This window comes from Thauera butanivorans (genome assembly GCF_048398245.1).
GTDB classification, from domain to species: Bacteria; Pseudomonadota; Gammaproteobacteria; order Burkholderiales; family Rhodocyclaceae; genus Thauera; species Thauera butanivorans.
Genome location: NZ_CP183038.1, coordinates 3546935 through 3563506 on the forward strand (window position 1 = coordinate 3546935; position 16572 = coordinate 3563506).

A 16572-nucleotide genomic window follows, 5' to 3' on the forward strand; every position below is an offset into this window, starting at 1 on the left:
ATGAACATCGACAAATCCCTCCGCGAGCCCGTCCGCGATCCATTCCGGAACGCGTTCACGCGCTATTTCGCGGCGACGCGGCCCGCCTTCCTGACGGTGACCTTCGCCGGCTCGCTGATCGGGCTGGGCACGGCGGCGGCCGACGGGCTCGACATCGACCCCGTCAAGGCGCTGGTCACGATCCTGTTCGCCCTTGTCGCCCACGCGGGCGCGAACGTGATCAACGATTACTTCGACGCCCTCAACGGAACCGATACCCTCAACACCGAGCTGCTGCACCCCTACACCGGCGGCAGCCGCTTCATCCAGAACGGCTACCTGAGCCTGGCCGAGATGCGCCGCTTCGGCTACCTGCTGCTGGCGGCGGTGATTCCCGGCGGGCTGTGGCTCACGATCGAATCCGGCCCCGGCCTGCTCACGATCGGCCTGGCCGGGCTGCTCGTGGCCTGGGCCTACTCGGCACCGCCGTTCAAGCTGATGTCGCGCGGCATGGGCGAGTCCGCCATCACCGCGGGCTGGCTGCTGGTGGTGTTCGGCACCGATTACGTGCAGCGCGGCGAGGCGGCGGCGCTGCCGCTGGTGGCCGGCCTGCCCTTCGCCCTGCTGGTGGCGGCGATCCTCTACATCAACCAGTTTCCCGACCGCCGCGCGGACGCGGCGGCCGGCAAGCGCACCGTGGTCGTGCGCCTCGGCCCGCAGGCCGCGAGCCGGGGTTATGCGGCACTGGCCGCCTTCGCCTACCTGTGGCTGGCCGGCGCCCTCGCCGCCGGGCAGATGCCGGCCAGCGCCGCGATCGCGCTGCTGCCGGCGGCGTTCTCGATCCGCGCCGCGCGCAGCCTGATCGCCGACGCCGGACACCCATCCCGTCTGGTGCCGCCGATCCGCGACACGATCGCGGCCGCGAACCTGAGCGGCGTGATGCTGGCCGTCGGCCTGGGCGTGGCAAGGCTGTTCGCATGAGCGCTCCCGCACGGCCGCCCGCAGGCAAGCGCCCGCCTCCCACGGGGAGGATGCCGCGCGGCGGCGGGAGGGCCGCGCCGTGAGCCGGCCGTCCGACCGCGTGCTCGGCTTCACGCTGCTCGCCGCCGCGCTTTTCGCCGCCACCTTCGTGGACGCGGCGCTCCGGCGCGGCACGCACGAAGCGGCGCTGCAGCGCACCGCGCGCCTGGCCGAAGATCTGCGCCTGTCGGACCCCGTGCTGTTCACCGAGGCCCGCTACACCCGCCACCCGACCCAGGCCGACCTGCATTCCGCCTTCCAGGACCACCCGGTGGCGTTCGAGCACTTTCCCTCCGGATCGCTGCTGCCGCCCCCCGCCCTCCTGCTGGACCGCCATGAACCGCTGGATCGAGAAGCAGCGCCATCTGATTGACTTCACCGCCAGCTCGCTGGCGCGGCGCAAGGGCAAGAGCCTCGGCCTGCTCGTCGTCTATACGCTGCTGGTGTTCGTGCTCGCCTCGGTGTCGCTGTACACCCACGCGCTGCGCAACGAGGCCACCCGGGTGCTCGCCGGCACTCCCGAGATCGTGCTGCAGCGCCTGATCGCCGGCCGCCACGACCTCGTCCCGCCCGGCTACGTCGAGAAGATCGGCCGCATGCGCGGCGTGCAGAAGATCGAGGGGCGGCTGTGGGGCTATTACTACGACAGCGTGCTCAAGGCCAACTACACCTTCATGGTGCCCGCCGACCGCAACATCGCCGAGGGCGAGATCACCGTCGGCCCCGCGCTCGAGCGCTCGCGCGGGCTGGCGGCGGGCAACGGCATCTCCTTCCGCGCCTATTCGGGCGAACTCCACACCTTCATCGTCACCGGGGTGCTGGCCCACGAATCGGAACTGGTGAGCGCCGACCTGGTGCTGATGAGCGAGGCCGATTTCCGCCGCTTCTTCGCCTACCCCGAGGGCCACTACACCGACATCGCGCTATGGGTGGCCAACCCGCAGGAAGTGCGCAACGTCGGCCGCAAGCTGATCGACGCCCTGCCCGACTCGCGCCCGATCCTGCGCGAGGAGGTGCTGCGCACCTACGCCTCGGTCTTCGACTGGCGCGAAGGCATGATGCTGGCCTTGCTGTCGGCCGCCATCCTCGCCTTCGGCATCTTCGCCTGGGAGAAAGCCGCCGGCCTGTCGGCCGAGGAAAAGCGCGAGATCGGCATCCTGAAGGCGATCGGCTGGGAGACCGGCGACGTGATCGCGATGAAGTTCTGGGAAGGCTTCCTGGTCTCGCTGCTCGCCTTCCTGCTCGGCTACGTCGCCGCCTACGTGCACGTCTTCCACTTCGAGTTCGCCCTCTTCGCCCCGGTGCTGCAGGGCTGGGCGGTGCTCTACCCGAGCTTCGCGCTCACGCCGCGGATCGACGGCGTGCAGGTGGCGACGCTGTTCGTGTTCACCGTGCTGCCCTATACCGCCGCCACCCTGGTGCCGATCTGGCGCGCCGCCACCACCGACCCCGACACCGTGATGCGGAGCTGACGCGATGCTCGAACTCGCCAACATCCGCAAGGCCTTCAACCAGGGCCGGCACAACGAATACTGGGCGCTCAAGGGCATCGACCTGGCGATCCCGCCGGCACGGGTGAGCGTGCTCAAGGGCCCCTCGGGCTCGGGCAAGACCACCCTGCTCACCATCCTCGGCTGCCTCGCCCGCCCCACCGAAGGCCGCGTGCGGCTCAAGGGCGAGGACATTTCCGGCCTGCCCGAGCGCTTCCTGACCGAGATCCGGCGCCGCAGCTTCGGCTTCATCTTCCAGCAGTTCAACCTGGTGCGCGGCCTGTCGGCGATCGACAACATCATCCTGCCCGGCTACCCAACCGGTACGCCGCGCGCGCGCCTGCTCGCGCGCGCCGGGGCCCTGCTCGCCGACATGCAGCTTGCCCACCGCCGCGACGCGAAGGTGGAATGGCTCTCCGGCGGCGAGCAGCAGCGGGTGGCGATCTGCCGCGCGCTGATCAACGACCCCGAGATCCTCGTCGCCGACGAGCCCACCGCCAACCTCGACAGCAGGCTGTCGGCCGAATTCCTCGCCATCCTGCGCCGCCTGGCCGAGGCCGGGCGCACGGTGATCCTCACCAGCCACGACCCCCTGGTGGTCGAATCGGCGGTGGTCGACCGGGTGTATTCGCTGCGCGACGGCCAGCTCATCGACGTCCGCGACGTGCGCAGGGCGGCGCCATGATCTTCCAGCCCGCCATCATCGCCCTGCTGCTGGCCGCCGGCCTGAGCCTGGCCATGCTGGCGGCGGCCTCGCCGTTCGCGGTGCAACTGATCCGCCACTGGGACATCGGCAGCGGCAGCGAGCGCCAGTTGCGGCTCGAACGCCTGACCTACCTGTTCTCTATGATGGTGGCGCTGGTGTGCGTGCTGCAGATCCTGTCCACGCTGCTGTTCGTGTTCAACGCCGACAGGATGGCGGTGATGTTCGTCGGCGCGATGTGCGCGGTGGGCACGCTCAACGCCAACGCATACGGCTTTCCGGCCCTGTACGCGCAGCTCGCGCTGTTCTTCCTCGCCGCCGTCTGGCTGGCGATCAACCGCCTCGACAACCAGGCGCGCGACTACCCGCTGACCCGGCTCAAGTACGCGCTGCTGCTGGTCTACGCGCCGCTCGCCGCGCTGGTGCTGTACCTGCAGTTCAAGCACTTCATCCACCTGGAAGCCGACGTGATCACCTCGTGCTGCGGCAGCATGTTCTCCGAGGCGGCCGACACGGTGGCGAGCGAACTCGGCACGATGGCGCCGCGCCGGGCAATCGCGCTGTTCTACACCGCCCTCGGCGCGGCGGTGCTGCTCGCGCTGTGGCACTGGCGCGGCGCCGGCCGGCGGGCATGGGGCGGGCTGGCGGTCGGTGCCTCATCCGTGGCCGCCTTCTTCGCCGCGCTGATCGGCATCGTCGCCTTCGTGTCGCTCTACATCTACGAGCATCCCAACCACCACTGCCCGTTCTGCATCCTGAAGCCGGAATACGGCTACCAGGGCTATCTGCTCTACGTCCCGCTGTTTACCGCCGCCGCCGCCGGGCTGGCCGCGGGTGTGCTGACACCGTTCGCGCGCCGCCCCAGCCTCGCCACCCTCGCGCCGCGGGCGAGCGCGCGCCTGGCCGGCATCGCCGCGGCGGGTTTCGCGCTGTTCGCCGCGATCGCCAGCGTCATGGTGCTGCGCTCGAACCTGATCCTGATCGCATGAGGCCGCCACCGATGAGAGCCTTCCCGATCGCCCTCGCCTGCGCCCTGCTCGCCGCCTGCGGCAGCCCGGACACCGGCCCGAGCACCGGCACACCCGCCCCGCGCTTCGAGGCGGTCGGCATCGACGGCAGCGTGCGCCGCTTCCCGGAGGACTTCGCCGGCACCCCGGTGATCCTCGACTTCTGGGCCGACTGGTGCCGCTACTGTGCCGGCGGCATGGCCCGGATCGACGCGGTGCACCGCGAACACGCGGCGCGCGGCCTGGCCGTGGTCGCGGTCAATGTCGGCCAGGACCGCGACACCGCCGCGGCCTTCATCGACAGGCTCGGCGTCGGCTATTCGGCGGTGCTCGACCCGGATTCGAAGATCGCCCGGCGGTACGGCGTGAACGGCCTGCCGATCACCTATTTCATCGACCGTGACGGCATCGTCGGCGGCAAGATCATCGGCGAGGCGGACCGGAAATCGCTGATGTTCCAGTTGAACCGCATCCTGCCGCCCGCGCCCTAGAGACCTTCATCGAACCCCCGACGCGGACCGGCAGGGTCGACGGCAGGCCCGCGTCATCCACCCACCCCATTCACACCAGGAGAAACCATGGATCGCAGGGAAGCCCTCAGGATGTCCGTCCTCGCCAGCATCGGACTGGCGGCCGCCGGCAAGGCCGGTGCCCAGTCGGGCTGCGCCGGCGACGGCACGCCGGCGCAGTTCGTTCCCAAGACCGCGCCCGACCCCCAGCCCCAGATCGATGACATCGCCAAGTACCCCAGATGCCCGTACTGCGGCATGGACCGCAGGCAGTTCCACCATTCGCGCATGGTCGTGCATTACGCGGACGACCTCGCCGACGGCACCTGCTCGCTGCACTGCGCGGCGATCAGCCTGTCGCTGAACATCGATCGCGACCCCAAGGCGATCTGGGTCGGCGACAATGCCGCCGAGGGCGAGCCCAGGCCGCTGGCCGCGGCCGACAAGGCGAGCTTCCTGGTCGGCAGCAAGCTGCCCGGCGTGATGACGGCGCGCAGCAAGATCGCCTACGGCAACGCCGAGGCCGCCAGGGCCGCGCAGGCCGCCAACGGCGGCGAGATCGCCGATTTCGACCAGGCGCTGCTCGCCGCCTACACCGACATGTCGGCCGACGTCGCGCGCATCCGCAAGAACCGCGCCGAACGGCAACGCAGGATGATGGAGCGGCAGGGCCAGTCATGAAGACCCTGCTCGCCCTCGTCTTCGCGGCCTGGACGGGCTTCGCGCTTGCCCAGGCCCCCGCCGCCGGCCTGCCGAAACCGGGGCCGAGGGATCTCTGCCCGGTGTGCGGCATGCTGGTGTCCAGGTATCCGAACTGGGTGGCGACCATCGTCTACGAGGACGGCCACGCCCACTTCTTCGACGGCGCCAAGGACATGTTCAAGTTCTGGCACGATCCGGGCAAGTACGCCGCCGGCCACGACCGCGACCAGATCGCGCACATCCGGGTGACCGAGTACTACGGCCTGCAGGCGATCGATGCGAAAAGTGCGTACTACGTCATCGGCTCGGACGTGCTCGGCCCGATGGGGCACGAATTCGTACCGCTCGCCAGCGCCGAGGACGCGGCCGATTTCCTCAGGGAGCACAAGGGCGTGCGGATCGTGCGCTTCGACGAGGTGCCAGCCGGGTTGCCAGCCATGCTGGACCAAGGGCGCTTCGAGTAGATCGTCCGCCCGAGCGGGGCGCCGGACCGGGGCCGCCCCCCACCAGCCCCCTACTTCAGCAGCGCCTGCGCCGACGCCTCCAGGTCGGCGCGCCGCACGACGCCCATCTTGCTGCCGAGCGGCTCGCCGTCACGGCCGATGTAGACCGTGAATGGCAACCCTGCCTGCGGATTTCCGAGCGCCTTCATCAACGGAATGCCGTCATTGGCGGCGAGGACGACCGGATAGCCCATGTCGTAGGCGCGGGCGAAATCGCGCACGGCCTCGAGCTTGTCGCTTTCCTCGATCGCCACGCCGATGACCTCGATGCCGTCCACGGCCTGTTCCGCGCTCAACTTGACGAGTTCGGGAATCTCCTCGCGGCACGGCCCGCACCAGCGCGCCCAGAAATTGACTACCAGCGGCCGTCCGCGGAACTGCTGCATCGCGATCTTCCGCCCGTCGAGTCCGGTCAGCGTGGAAGAAAAGAAAGCCGCGGTATCGATGCCTTCGCCGGCGCGGGCAGTGCTGGCAGCGACGAAGCCGAGACAGAGGATCAAGGCAAATCTGCGGATCATGAGGCAACCTTTTCTTGGCAAACAGGGACCGGGCGGTTCGGGCGCGGCATGGATTTCGCATATCGGCGAACGGGCGCCCGGGAATGCCGCGGGCTCAGCGCTCCCAGGCACAGCCCTGCAGCGCCTCGCCGTTGGCGAGCAGCAGGGAAGCCCTCCACCCCGCCATCATGCTGCCATCGGCAAGGCGGCATATGCCCGGCGCTACCGTCAGCGTCGTTCCTGCCCCGGCAATCCGGACCGTCTCGCCGTCGCGCTCGATTTCGCCGTCGATCGCATATGCTTCGGCCTCACCGATACGATCGATGCGCAGGGTGCCGCCGCCGGCCATGGCCTCCCAATCGGCCTGCAGACCGACCGCTCGCCACTCCCCGGTATCTTTCGACTCGCGCATGCAGCGCGCAGTGATGTGGACGAAGTTGATGCCCGACACTTCCAGTGAGCCGCCACGCTGCACCGCAAGCAGCTCGGCGTAGAGGTTACGGCCCGGCGCGAGCCCGAAATCCTTCAGCGCACCGAGCACCGCCCGGCCTACCGAGGCATCGTCCACGTTCAAGTAGCTGCGATCCCGGCAGGGCGCCATGAAAACGCGCCCTTCATGGACAAGAAGCAGCCCTTTGGCGATTCCCGGCCCGCCCGGCGTCTGCTGCTCCCCTGGGATGGACACCGGCGCCGTCGCGGCTTGCTGGGCAAGGACGGGCAAGGTAGCGGCCAGAGCGCCCAATCCGAGCACGAGACCGAGGAACCTTTCTGCAATCATCGACGCAAGTCCTCCACGGAACGGACGCTGGAGGCTGCGACCGGCCGAGAAACGGATACGGCCGCCGCCTGGCTTTCGAGCACCAGGCGAAATCCGACGAAATCGAAACGCGCCGTGGGCCTGCAATGCATGTGGCGCTTGCTGCAGCGGGCAAAGGCACCCGGGTGGGACCAGCCGCCGCCGCGCAACAGGCGGGCAGGTCCGGCCGCCCGATAGTGCGGGTTCTCCACGGCATGATGCGCGTAGGCATCGGATGCATAGACATCCGACACCCATTCCCACAGATTCCCGCTCATGTCGTACAGACCGAGCGCATTCGGCGCGAAGGAGCCTACCGCGACGCTGCCCTCACCATGCGCCTCCGCATACTCGGCCGTGTTCGCGCCCGCGGGTGGCGGCTCTCCGCCATGCTTTTCGGCCCTGCCCCCGGCACGGCACGCATATTCCCATTCGGCCTCGGTCGGCAGCCGGAAGATCTTGTCCGGATGGTGCTCGGAGAGCTTGCGCACGAAGGTTTCGATGTCGGCCTGGTTCACGCTGTCGACCGGGTGCCGGGGCGAGGCCGCAAAGACGGACAGGTTGTAATCCATGAGCCGCCCCCACTGCGCCTGGGTGACCTCGTGACGCCCGACCCAGAACGGGCTCATGCACACCTTGTGCACCGGAAGTTCGTTCGTTTCCCCATCGCCGAAGGTGTCGCCCATGTCGAAACACCCCCCAGGCACACGCACGAACTCCATACCGGTGACAGGTTCCCGCCATACGTCCTGCGCCATCGCGGACGCGCTCGCCACGACGGCAAGCAGCGCCGCACCGGCCAGGCAGCGGAGCGGGAACGAATCCGTTTTCATTGCGGGCTTCCTCCTGCTGTGACCCTCCCGGTGCGGCCTGCCGATACGGGCGGCTTGCATGCCTGGTGGACACAGGCGATCCCCAGGCTCAAGTTGCGCCAGTTCACCTCGCTCAGGCCGCCCGCCTCCAGCATCCCGGCGAAACGCCGCTGATCGGGGAAGTTGCGGATCGACTCGACCAAGTATTCGTAAGCCGCGGGATTCTTCGCCACCCAGGAGCCCAGGCGCGGGATGACATGGAAGGAATAGGGGTCGTACAACAACTGGAACCACTTCTGCGGGCGGGAAAACTCGAGGCAGGCGAAGGTGCCACCGGGCCTGAGCACCCTGGCCACCTCGGCGATCGCAGCATCCAGCCGGGTGGTGTTGCGCAAGCCGAACGACACCGTGAGGACATCCACCGAAGCGTCTGCGAAGGGAAGGCGTTCGGCCTCTCCCGCAATCCACTCCACCCCGGCCGCATCGTCCCTGTTCCGCCCCGTACGCATCATCGGGAGGGAGGGGTCGAGCACGACGACGCGCCGGCCGCTCCGCCGTGCGAGGAGCGCAGCCACATCGCCCGTCCCCCCTGCCAGATCGACGAACAATCCGCGCTCGGGCAGGTGCGCGACGAAACTGCGCTTCCACAGCCTGTGGATGCCGAAACTCATCAGGTCGTTCATCAGGTCGTAACGCGTCGCGACGTCGTCGAACATCCGGCGAATCCTTCTCCTGCGCTCGTGCGCCGTCACCGGCTGCCGACCGAAAGTCGAATCCAGTTCCTTGTCGCTGTCGTCGTGGCCGCTCATGAACACATTCGCATCCTCGGTGGTTCCGGCATTTCCGGCTTCCGCGACGACGAGACATCACGGGGCAGCCCACCGGCCAATCAGCAAATGTCGTGCCATTTTCATTCGAATGCCAGGAGGCGGATCTCTTTCAAGCCGTGCAAGCCTTTCAGCCTGTATCGGACGCCCCCGCCACCTTCCGGATTGCTGCCACCGACCGCCATGAATGGCAGTCCATGCGCGAAGGCAAGCCACTGCCCGAATGGAAAAGCGATGGAGCGGCGTCCCGACAACGGCGGCAGGAAACGCCGGATTGCTTTTGTCCCCTATTCACGTGCTGAAAATGCCGAGCACCGGCTCCATGCCGCCGCGGGACCGAAAAGCCTGCAATACGGCGTGAAGCCCGTTCGATGAAACAGACGGACCCTCTGTCCTTATGGCAGAATCGAACTCTCATTTCCGTCCTGGCGGCATCCCAATGAGCCCCGCGTCACGCCCTCTGCCCGAATTGATTTCGTTCATGGAGACATTGCCGGAGCCGCATATCCTGTGCGGCCGGGATTACCGGATCATCGCCGCAAACGCGGCATACCGCCGCTCGTATCCTGACAGGCAGAGCGTGGTCGGACGAACCTGCTACGACGTGTCCCACCATTACAGCGTTCCATGCGACCGCGCGGGAGAGTCCTGCCCGCTGGCAAAGAGCTTGCAGTCGGGGCAGCGCGAAAAGATGCTCCACCTGCACCACACGCCGCGCGGGGAAGAATACGTCACCATCGAACTTTCCCCGATCCGGGATGCGGAGGGCGAGATTGTCTGGTTCATCGAGAGGATGGAGCCGATGCAGGTCGCGCGGGGAGCAGCGGGCCATCAGGCGCTGATCGGACGTGCACCGGCATTCCAGCGCATGCTCGAAATGGTGATGAGAGTGGCTCCCTCGGAGGCCAGCGTGCTGCTGCAGGGCGAATCCGGCACCGGCAAGGAGCTCGTCGCCAGCGCCGTGCATGCGGCCAGCAGCCGGGCAGACGCGCCTTTCGTCGTGGTGGATTGTTCCGGGTTGCCGGAAACCCTGTTCGAGAGCGAAGTCTTCGGTCACGAGCGCGGCGCCTTCACCGGCGCGGTCGCGCGCAAGCAGGGGCTGGTGGAAGCCGCCAGCGGCGGCACGCTGTTCCTCGATGAAATCGGCGACATCCCGCTGAGCATGCAGGTCAAGCTCTTGCGCCTGCTCGAGACCGGCACCTACCGCAGGGTCGGCTCGACGGAACTGCGCCATGCGGACGTGCGGCTCGTATCGGCCACGCACCGTCCGCTGCGGCAGATGATCCGCGACGGCGGCTTCCGCCAGGATCTGTACTTTCGCATCAATGCCTTTCCGATCGTCGTGCCGCCGCTGCGCGAGCGGCGCGAGGATCTGCCGCTGCTGGTGGCCTCGCTGCTCGAGCGGGTGGCGCCGCGCCGCCGGCTGAGCCTGTCGCCGGCAGCCTTGCGGGCCTTGTCCGCCTACTCCTTTCCCGGCAACGTGCGCGAACTGCGCAACGTACTGGAACGTGCCAGCCTGATGTGCGACGGCGAAGTGATCGACCTCGAACATCTGGCGAACGAGATCCGTAACCCGGATGAGCCGGCCCCTGACGCCACGCATGCCCGCAAGGAAAGCGCCGCGGAGATGGCGCCAGGATCCGATCTCGGTGAAATCCAGCGCCAGGCGCTGATCCAGGCGGTACGCAACCATCGCGGCAGCCGTCAGGAACTGGCGCAGAAGCTGGGCTTGAGCGAGCGCACGCTTTATCGCCGGCTGAAAGCACTCGGCCTCGGACAGCGGACAAGCTGAGGCCGGCCCCCTCCTCCGTCTGCGTCGGAAATACCGATGCAGACGGCAGAGCCGGCAGCTTACGGCACGGACTCGCCGCTTGCGGAGTCCATCGTTCTCCGCGATTCCATGTCGGTGATGAAGGCGTCCCTGCCGTGCCGCATCACAGGCGCCAGATGCGCCTTCAGCTCTTCCAGCGTTGCCACGCGGCGTACATCGATCGGATGAGCAGGAAACACCAGGGTCTCTTCCGGCAGCACGAAAACACGCCGGACCAGAGTGTCGAAAAGCCTCCCCGGCTCCGTCTCGCTGCCACTGGGCACGCAGCCATCCAGATCGAACACATCGCCGCAGAAGAGGCGATCCTGCCAGAGGAAGCTCACGCTGCCCGGCGTGTGGCCGGGAGTGCCGATCACGTCGATCGTTTCTGCGCCGAACGACAGCGCCGCACCGTGCCCGACACGGCACATCCGCGCTGCCGGCATACCTGCGATCTCGAACTCATCGCCCGCCAGCAGGCATGCGCAGGTGCGGCTGCACAACTCATCGCAGGCATCGCCATCGACTGCATGGACGTGGGTGCGAAGGACATACTTCAACTCGACACCGCGCTCTTCCGACAGGGCGAGGATCAATTCGGTCTGTCCGCGTGGCGGGTCGATGACCACCGCGGCCTTTGCGGCCAGGTCGGCCAACAGATAGCCGATCAGCCCGGTTTGCACCCCCTCGATCGGCCTGAACTGCAGCGGCATCACTCTGCCAAGCATGGAAGCCGCCTCTCTTTCTATTCGTTCCTGGCCAGCATTTCGTGCAGCGTCGCCACATGCTCCGCTTCCTCGGCAGCGAATTCGGCGGCCATGGCCTTCACCAGCGGGTCGGCCGAAGCGGCCGCGACCGATCGGTAGAAATCCAGGCCACCCTGCTCGCTCTCCAGCGCCAGCTTCAACGCCCCTTCGACGTCCATCAGGCCGTCGACGCCCCACCACGGCGCGGCCTCGGGCGGCTCGCCATGCGGCCATTCATAGCCGTCCCGCGGCAGATCCCGGACATGTCTGAAGCCGGCCCGGGCCATCGCGTCCTCGAGGTGCAGCCTGGAAAAGTCCGCGAACTGCCGGAACACCGCCTCCACTTCCACGTTGCCGTGGGTGGCCATGTGCTCGGCCAGTTCGTCGAAACGCCTGGCCGACTCGGCCTCCAGGCGCACGGCATGGGCCAGGAACTTGCGGATACCGTTCATCGCTTCGATCAACCGAACTTGAAGAGGATGCCGAAACCACCGCGCGGATAGTTCCAATCGACGTTGCCTTCGCCGCACACCAGCCTGCAGGTGCCGCATTCGAGGCAGCCGTCGACGACGAGTTCGATTCCGCCGCCCTCGGCGACGCGCCAGCAGCCCGCGGGACAGCACACGGTACAGGGCTTCGCCTTACACGCCGTGCACACCGCGGCGTCACGGAGCTTGATGTGCGGCCTGCCCACATCGACGCGATAGCGATCCTGGAAGAGCTTTTCTTCCACGTTGACGCTGGGCAGCAGCGCTTCGGCAAGCATGTTCATCGAAAGGCTCTCCAGAACTTGTAGGCATCGCCCAGCAGGCCGAGCAGGGAGCGTCTGCGCGCCAGTTCGCCGAGAATCTTCTTCTGCTTGTCGCGCTTGGGCACGCCATCGACGGTGAGGATTTCCCGCGCGGCATCGCCGACGAAACGCGGATACAGGTCGAGGATGTGCGGGTTCTGGTTGAGCAGTTCGGGCACGCCCTGGTATTTTTTCAGGTCGGCCATCACGAAGCTGTCGTCCAGGCCTTGCTTGTATCCCGCCAGATTGGCGGCAGTGAACGGCTTGCCGGCCTGGCGCAGCGCGATCAGCGTCTCCGCGGCGATGCGCCCCGAGGTCATCGCCAGGTTCGAGCCTTCGCGGTGCACCGCATTGACGAAGCCGGCCGAGTCGCCGACCACCAGCCAGCCTTCGCCATACAGCTGCGGCAATGCGCGGTAGCCGCCTTCGGGAATCAGGTGGGCGGAGTACTCCTTCATCTCGGCGCCATCGATCAGGGGCTGTACGGCGGAATGGCGCTTCAAGCCCTCCAGCAACTGGCAGGGCGTGAGCTGCTGCCGTTTCATGTCGCCCAGCATGCAGCCGATGCCGATCGCGATCGAGTCCTTGTTGGTGTAGAGGAAGCCGGTGCCGACCATGCCATGGGTGACGTTGCCGGCGATCTCGATGACCACGCCCTGGGTGCCGCTGATGTTGAAGCGCGCTTCCAGGGTTTCCTTGGGCAGGAACAGCACCTCCTTCACCACCAGCGCCATGTCCTCGGCCTTGATCGCGGGGCGCAGGCCGGCACGCTCGCCGAGCAGCGCGTTGGCGCCATCGGCCAGGATCACGCAGTCGGCCAGGATGTCGCCCTGGGCGCGCTCGGTGCGCACGCCGATGACCTTGCCGGCGTCGTCCTTCAGCAGGCCGGTCACCGTGGTCTCGCAGATCACCAGCGCACCGGCACTCTTGACCTGCTCGGAGAACCAGCGGTCGAAGCGCGCGCGGATGATGGTGTAGCGGTTGTACGGCTGCTGCGAGAAGCGCGCGTCGCGGTGGCTGACGCCGGTACAGGTCTGGTTCTCGTCGAGCAGCCACATCCGCTGCTCGGCGACGTGCCGTTCCAGCGGCGCCGAGTCGCGAAAGTCGGGGATGATCTTCTCCAGCGCATCGGCGTAGAGAATCGCGCCCTGGACGTTCTTGGTTCCCGGCGACTCGCCGCGTTCGAGCTGGAGCACGGACAGTCCGGCGCGAGCAAGATTGTAGGCCGCAGCATTGCCGGCCGGGCCGGCGCCGACGACGACGACGTCGAATTTCTCCATCACACCGTCTCCTCCGCCGCCTGCGCCCGCCGTGCCCGCGCCTCGGCCAGACGCCGGGCGAAGGCGCGTTCGAGCGCAGGCAGCAATTCGGCGGCGCTGCCGATCAGGGCGTAGTTGGCGAAATCGAAGATCGGCGCCCGCGGATCAAGGTTGATCCCGGCGATGACGTCCGCGCCCTCCATGCCGACCCGGTGCTGCACCGCGCCGGAGATGCCGGCGGCGATGTAGAGCTTGGGCCGTACGGTCTTGCCCGACTGGCCCACCTGGCGTTCGACGTCGGCCCAGCCGGCATGAACCGCCGGGCGGGAAGCGCCCACCTCGGCGCCGATGGTGCTCGCCAGGCGGGTGACGAGGGTGAAGTTTTCCGGCTTGGCCAAACCCCGGCCGCCGGCGACGATGAAATCGGCGAACGGCAGCTGCGGTTTGTCGGCGCGGACATCCGGGACGAAATCGAGCACCTTGGTGACGACCGCGGACTCGTCCAGCTGCAGGCCATGCTCGACGACGCGCAGCGGGCGGTCCGGCCGGCGGGCGGGCATGGTCATGACGCGCGGCCTGACCGTGGCCATCTGCGGCCGCGTCGCCAGATTGACGATGGTGCACATCAGGCTGCCGCCGAAGGTCGGGCGGCTCGACAGCAGCGAACGGTCGCTGGGATCGATGTCCAGCCCGGTGCAGTCCGCGGTCAGCCCGGTCAGCAGCGTGGTCGCGACCGATCCGGCCAGATCGCGCCCCTGCGTGGTGGCGCCGAGCAGCAGGATTTCCGGCTGGTAAGTGTCGACCAGTTCGGTCAGCCCGGTGGTGTAAGGCTGGTTGCGGTAATCCTCGAGCACCGGATGCCGGGCCAGATAGCACAGCTCGGCACCGTAGGCACCGACCTCCGCGGCCAGTTCCCTCACCGCTTCGCCCATGCCACCCAGCAATACGCCGGCCAGCTCCACACCCAGCTTGTCGGCGAGTTCCCGCCCCTTGCCGAGCAGTTCCCAGGACACCGGATGCACATGCCCATGCTCGTGCTCGATGAAGACCCACACGCCCTTGTAGGACTTGAAGCGTTCCGGCAGGACTCGCTTGGGCTTCTTGATCGGCTTGGCGGCAGTGTCGAGTGAGTCGCTCATGGTTTCACTCCCTGCTGGCCGAGCAGTTCCAGATGTTCGAGCATGGCGTCCTCGAGATGCGGGTGATCGGCGAACAGCTTGTCGACAAAGGCTTCGGCGATCGCATCCGGGGTTTCCCCGTCGATGCGCAGCGCCTTGACCGCCTTGGGCCTGGGACCGAAAACCTGGGCGACCACCGTGGGCGAACCCTTCAGTCCGACCTGGGCAAGCTCCACGCCGATGCTGTCGCGGTTCCAGCGTTGCACTTCCTGGCGCGCCGCCCTGAACATGCCGGGCATGTCGGCGAAGCGGAGTTCGTTGCTGCCCTCCAGCATGGTCACCACGGCGGGCAGCGCCGATTTCAACACCTGCACGCCGCCTTCGGCCCTGCGTTCGACGACGATGTGCCGTGCCGTCGGCTCCAACTCGCAGATCTTCGACACGTAGGTCAGCAATTGGCAGCCGAGCCGGATCGCAATGCCGGGACCGACCTGGGCGGTGTCGCCGTCGATGGTCTGCTTGCCGGTGAAAATCAGATCGATCGGCGTCCGCGCATCCAGCGTCTTCAATGCGGCCGCCAGTACATAGGAGGTGGCGAGGGTGTCGGCACCGGAGAACACCTTGTCGGTGATCAGGATGGCCTCATCCGCACCGAGGGAAAGGCATTTCCGCAGCGCCTCCTCGGCCTGGGCCGGCCCCATCGTCAGCACGGTGATCCGGGCACCGGTACGATCCTTGATCCGCAACGCTTCTTCGAGCGCGAACAGGTCGTAGGGATTGACGATGGTCGGCACACCTTGCCGCATGATCGTGTTCGTGACCGGATGCACGCGAATCTGCGCGCTGTCGGGAACCTGTTTTATACAGACGGCGATGTGCATGGCATTCGGTCACGTTTGCAAGGAATCGACGGCAAGCTCATCGGCCCGGTCCTCATCACGCAGAATCACCGCTGCCGTCGTCACCGATCCGGACCACGGCCTCCGACAGCCACTGGTAAGGCGGCACTTCGAGATTGGTCGGCGCCGGTTGGCTGAGGTAGACACGCCCGGCCAGATCGAATATCGAGCCGTGGCAAGGGCACAGAAACCCCCCCGGCCAGTCCTCCCGCATCCCTTGCGCCGCACCCGGTGCGAACTTCTCCGATGGCGAGCAGCCGAGATGCGTGCAGATGCCGATCACGACGAGAAATTCGGGATTGATCGAACGATGACGATTGGCGGCGTACCCGGGCTGCTGTTTTTCCGCCGAGGCCGGGTCGGCGAGGCGCTGTTCATGACCTTCCAGCGCGGCCAGCATTTCCGGCGTGCGGCGCAAAATCCACACCGGCTTGCCCCGCCACTCCACGGTCATCATTTCACCGGCCGCCAGCTTGCTGACGTCGGCCTCGACCGGCGCACCGGCCGCCTGGGCACGGCTCGACGGCGTCAGGCTGGCAACGAAAGGAACCGCCGTCGCAGCCGCCGCAACAGCCCCTGCACCTGCAGTGGCAGCCAGCAGCTTGCGGCGGTCTTCGAGATATTCGGACATCGACTGCTCTCCCGGCAATGGCACGAAAAAGAAACAAGGCCGGGGAACACTCCAATCCGGAAAACTCTACCGGGGGGTTGGGCCGAAGAGGGGACAGCCCAGGCAGGGATTTGGCCGGCGGCCTTGCTTCGATGGCTCTATTGCAATCCGCGTGCCACGAACGGGATGGCGTGGAATGGGCGGAAAACAGGGGATATTGCCGACATGGCTGCATCCGGCGACTGCCATTCACCGCCAATACTGCCACCCGGACGGCAGCGACTGCCATGGACGAACCGGCACAGCAGACGCAGGGCCTGCTTTGATTCGACGTGCATGGAGGCCGCAAAAAAAAACGCCCAAGTGATCGATTCACTTGGGCGTTTCCCGGGAATTTCTGGTCGGGGAAAGAGGATTCGAACCTCCGGCCCCTGCGTCCCGAACGCAGTGCTCTACCAGGCTGAGCTATTCCCCGACACTTGTTTGCTGCCTTGC

Annotated in this window: 21 protein-coding genes and 1 tRNA gene; 10 read left to right on the plus strand and 12 right to left on the minus strand. The window is 67.2% G+C overall.

Going from position 1 to position 16572, the window contains the following annotated elements:
* From ACNQFN_RS17185 to ACNQFN_RS17220, 8 genes are all read left to right on the plus strand, one after another.
* Window positions 1-960: a prenyltransferase gene (locus ACNQFN_RS17185; RefSeq protein WP_068637099.1), complete on the plus strand. Its 960-nt coding sequence runs from the start codon at window positions 1-3 to the stop codon at window positions 958-960.
* A 79-nt stretch (window positions 961-1039) separates the two neighbouring features.
* Window positions 1040-1372: a hypothetical protein gene (locus tag ACNQFN_RS17190; protein WP_068637100.1), complete on the plus strand. Its 333-nt coding sequence runs from the start codon at window positions 1040-1042 to the stop codon at window positions 1370-1372.
* Window positions 1335-2471 carry an ABC transporter permease gene (locus tag ACNQFN_RS17195; protein ID WP_068637101.1) on the plus strand — a complete coding sequence of 379 codons (1137 nt, stop codon included), beginning with the start codon at window positions 1335-1337 and terminating at the stop codon, window positions 2469-2471. The genes ACNQFN_RS17190 and ACNQFN_RS17195 overlap by 38 nt, the downstream gene beginning before the upstream one ends.
* 4 nt (window positions 2472-2475) lie before the next feature.
* Window positions 2476-3174 (plus strand): ABC transporter ATP-binding protein, encoded by a 699-nt coding sequence (locus ACNQFN_RS17200; RefSeq protein ID WP_418647060.1) that lies wholly within the window; start codon window positions 2476-2478, stop codon window positions 3172-3174.
* Entirely contained in the window at window positions 3171-4181 is a 1011-nt protein-coding gene (locus ACNQFN_RS17205; RefSeq protein ID WP_418647061.1) for a hypothetical protein, read from the plus strand. The genes ACNQFN_RS17200 and ACNQFN_RS17205 overlap by 4 nt, the downstream gene beginning before the upstream one ends.
* Window positions 4182-4192: 11 nt before the next feature.
* On the plus strand, window positions 4193-4690 hold the full coding sequence (locus ACNQFN_RS17210; protein WP_068637104.1) for a TlpA family protein disulfide reductase: 498 nt from the start codon (window positions 4193-4195) through the stop codon (window positions 4688-4690).
* An 87-nt stretch (window positions 4691-4777) separates the two neighbouring features.
* Window positions 4778-5389, plus strand: coding sequence for a nitrous oxide reductase accessory protein NosL (locus ACNQFN_RS17215; protein ID WP_068637105.1), 612 nt, complete (start codon window positions 4778-4780; stop codon window positions 5387-5389).
* Window positions 5386-5874, plus strand: a complete 489-nt coding sequence (locus ACNQFN_RS17220) for a nitrous oxide reductase accessory protein NosL (RefSeq protein ID WP_068637106.1) — start codon at window positions 5386-5388, stop codon at window positions 5872-5874. The genes ACNQFN_RS17215 and ACNQFN_RS17220 overlap by 4 nt, the downstream gene beginning before the upstream one ends.
* A 50-nt stretch (window positions 5875-5924) precedes the next feature.
* Here ACNQFN_RS17220 and ACNQFN_RS17225 read toward each other — a convergent pair whose 3' ends face one another.
* The 4 genes from ACNQFN_RS17225 to ACNQFN_RS17240 form a co-directional block, all read right to left on the minus strand.
* Window positions 5925-6431 (minus strand): TlpA disulfide reductase family protein, encoded by a 507-nt coding sequence (locus ACNQFN_RS17225; RefSeq protein ID WP_068637107.1) that lies wholly within the window; start codon window positions 6429-6431, stop codon window positions 5925-5927.
* Between the two features lie 94 nt (window positions 6432-6525).
* The gene (locus tag ACNQFN_RS17230) at window positions 6526-7188 is read right to left on the minus strand and encodes a hypothetical protein (protein WP_418647062.1); all 663 of its coding nucleotides are present in this window, start codon (window positions 7186-7188) and stop codon (window positions 6526-6528) included.
* Window positions 7185-8039: a formylglycine-generating enzyme family protein gene (locus ACNQFN_RS17235; protein ID WP_068637109.1), complete on the minus strand. Its 855-nt coding sequence runs from the start codon at window positions 8037-8039 to the stop codon at window positions 7185-7187. The genes ACNQFN_RS17230 and ACNQFN_RS17235 overlap by 4 nt, the downstream gene beginning before the upstream one ends.
* Window positions 8036-8827 carry a class I SAM-dependent methyltransferase gene (locus ACNQFN_RS17240; protein WP_418647063.1) on the minus strand — a complete coding sequence of 264 codons (792 nt, stop codon included), beginning with the start codon at window positions 8825-8827 and terminating at the stop codon, window positions 8036-8038. The genes ACNQFN_RS17235 and ACNQFN_RS17240 overlap by 4 nt, the downstream gene beginning before the upstream one ends.
* On the opposite strand from ACNQFN_RS17240, the gene ACNQFN_RS17245 reads away from it, so the two are divergent.
* Complete coding sequence (locus ACNQFN_RS17245) at window positions 8816-9220, plus strand: hypothetical protein (protein WP_418647064.1); 405 nt, start codon at window positions 8816-8818, stop codon at window positions 9218-9220. The genes ACNQFN_RS17240 and ACNQFN_RS17245 overlap by 12 nt on opposite strands.
* Window positions 9221-9284: 64 nt before the next feature.
* Complete coding sequence (locus ACNQFN_RS17250) at window positions 9285-10637, plus strand: sigma-54 interaction domain-containing protein (protein WP_418647065.1); 1353 nt, start codon at window positions 9285-9287, stop codon at window positions 10635-10637.
* A 59-nt stretch (window positions 10638-10696) separates the two neighbouring features.
* Here ACNQFN_RS17250 and ACNQFN_RS17255 read toward each other — a convergent pair whose 3' ends face one another.
* The 8 genes from ACNQFN_RS17255 to ACNQFN_RS17290 all read right to left on the minus strand — a co-directional run bounded on the left by ACNQFN_RS17255 (window position 10697) and on the right by ACNQFN_RS17290 (window position 16552).
* A complete protein-coding gene (locus ACNQFN_RS17255) occupies window positions 10697-11368 on the minus strand; it encodes an MBL fold metallo-hydrolase (RefSeq protein ID WP_418647066.1) in 672 nt (223 codons plus the stop codon).
* Window positions 11369-11400: 32 nt separating this feature from the next.
* Window positions 11401-11853, minus strand: a complete 453-nt coding sequence (locus ACNQFN_RS17260) for a rubrerythrin (protein ID WP_418647067.1) — start codon at window positions 11851-11853, stop codon at window positions 11401-11403.
* 8 nt (window positions 11854-11861) lie between these two features.
* Window positions 11862-12173 (minus strand): ferredoxin family protein, encoded by a 312-nt coding sequence (locus ACNQFN_RS17265; protein ID WP_068637112.1) that lies wholly within the window; start codon window positions 12171-12173, stop codon window positions 11862-11864.
* Complete coding sequence (locus ACNQFN_RS17270) at window positions 12170-13471, minus strand: FAD-dependent oxidoreductase (RefSeq protein ID WP_418647068.1); 1302 nt, start codon at window positions 13469-13471, stop codon at window positions 12170-12172. Before ACNQFN_RS17270 ends, ACNQFN_RS17265 begins: the two co-directional genes overlap by 4 nt.
* Window positions 13471-14589, minus strand: a complete 1119-nt coding sequence (locus tag ACNQFN_RS17275) for an electron transfer flavoprotein subunit alpha/FixB family protein (RefSeq protein WP_418647069.1) — start codon at window positions 14587-14589, stop codon at window positions 13471-13473. The genes ACNQFN_RS17270 and ACNQFN_RS17275 overlap by 1 nt, the downstream gene beginning before the upstream one ends.
* On the minus strand, window positions 14586-15449 hold the full coding sequence (locus ACNQFN_RS17280; RefSeq protein ID WP_068637115.1) for an electron transfer flavoprotein subunit beta/FixA family protein: 864 nt from the start codon (window positions 15447-15449) through the stop codon (window positions 14586-14588). Before ACNQFN_RS17280 ends, ACNQFN_RS17275 begins: the two co-directional genes overlap by 4 nt.
* A gap of 55 nt (window positions 15450-15504) precedes the next feature.
* Window positions 15505-16098: a ubiquinol-cytochrome c reductase iron-sulfur subunit gene (petA, locus tag ACNQFN_RS17285; protein WP_068637116.1), complete on the minus strand. Its 594-nt coding sequence runs from the start codon at window positions 16096-16098 to the stop codon at window positions 15505-15507.
* 377 nt (window positions 16099-16475) lie between these two features.
* Window positions 16476-16552, minus strand: a tRNA-Pro gene (locus tag ACNQFN_RS17290).
* Window positions 16553-16572: the final 20 nt, after the last annotated feature.

Coding starts and splice junctions, on each gene's coding strand:
- ACNQFN_RS17195 (WP_068637101.1), top strand. CDS start 1,335: ATGAACCGCTGGATCGAGAAGCAGCGCCATCTGATTGACTTCACCGCC.
- ACNQFN_RS17230 (WP_418647062.1), bottom strand. CDS start 7,188: ATGATTGCAGAAAGGTTCCTCGGTCTCGTGCTCGGATTGGGCGCTCTG.
- ACNQFN_RS17235 (WP_068637109.1), bottom strand. CDS start 8,039: ATGAAAACGGATTCGTTCCCGCTCCGCTGCCTGGCCGGTGCGGCGCTG.
- ACNQFN_RS17200 (WP_418647060.1), top strand. CDS start 2,476: ATGCTCGAACTCGCCAACATCCGCAAGGCCTTCAACCAGGGCCGGCAC.
- ACNQFN_RS17220 (WP_068637106.1), top strand. CDS start 5,386: ATGAAGACCCTGCTCGCCCTCGTCTTCGCGGCCTGGACGGGCTTCGCG.
- petA (WP_068637116.1), bottom strand. CDS start 16,098: ATGTCCGAATATCTCGAAGACCGCCGCAAGCTGCTGGCTGCCACTGCA.
- ACNQFN_RS17265 (WP_068637112.1), bottom strand. CDS start 12,173: ATGAACATGCTTGCCGAAGCGCTGCTGCCCAGCGTCAACGTGGAAGAA.
- ACNQFN_RS17280 (WP_068637115.1), bottom strand. CDS start 15,449: ATGCACATCGCCGTCTGTATAAAACAGGTTCCCGACAGCGCGCAGATT.
- ACNQFN_RS17210 (WP_068637104.1), top strand. CDS start 4,193: ATGAGAGCCTTCCCGATCGCCCTCGCCTGCGCCCTGCTCGCCGCCTGC.
- ACNQFN_RS17225 (WP_068637107.1), bottom strand. CDS start 6,431: ATGATCCGCAGATTTGCCTTGATCCTCTGTCTCGGCTTCGTCGCTGCC.
- ACNQFN_RS17240 (WP_418647063.1), bottom strand. CDS start 8,827: ATGAGCGGCCACGACGACAGCGACAAGGAACTGGATTCGACTTTCGGT.
- ACNQFN_RS17250 (WP_418647065.1), top strand. CDS start 9,285: ATGAGCCCCGCGTCACGCCCTCTGCCCGAATTGATTTCGTTCATGGAG.
- ACNQFN_RS17260 (WP_418647067.1), bottom strand. CDS start 11,853: ATGAACGGTATCCGCAAGTTCCTGGCCCATGCCGTGCGCCTGGAGGCC.
- ACNQFN_RS17275 (WP_418647069.1), bottom strand. CDS start 14,589: ATGAGCGACTCACTCGACACTGCCGCCAAGCCGATCAAGAAGCCCAAG.
- ACNQFN_RS17215 (WP_068637105.1), top strand. CDS start 4,778: ATGGATCGCAGGGAAGCCCTCAGGATGTCCGTCCTCGCCAGCATCGGA.
- ACNQFN_RS17255 (WP_418647066.1), bottom strand. CDS start 11,368: ATGCCGCTGCAGTTCAGGCCGATCGAGGGGGTGCAAACCGGGCTGATC.
- ACNQFN_RS17205 (WP_418647061.1), top strand. CDS start 3,171: ATGATCTTCCAGCCCGCCATCATCGCCCTGCTGCTGGCCGCCGGCCTG.
- ACNQFN_RS17270 (WP_418647068.1), bottom strand. CDS start 13,471: ATGGAGAAATTCGACGTCGTCGTCGTCGGCGCCGGCCCGGCCGGCAAT.
- ACNQFN_RS17185 (WP_068637099.1), top strand. CDS start 1: ATGAACATCGACAAATCCCTCCGCGAGCCCGTCCGCGATCCATTCCGG.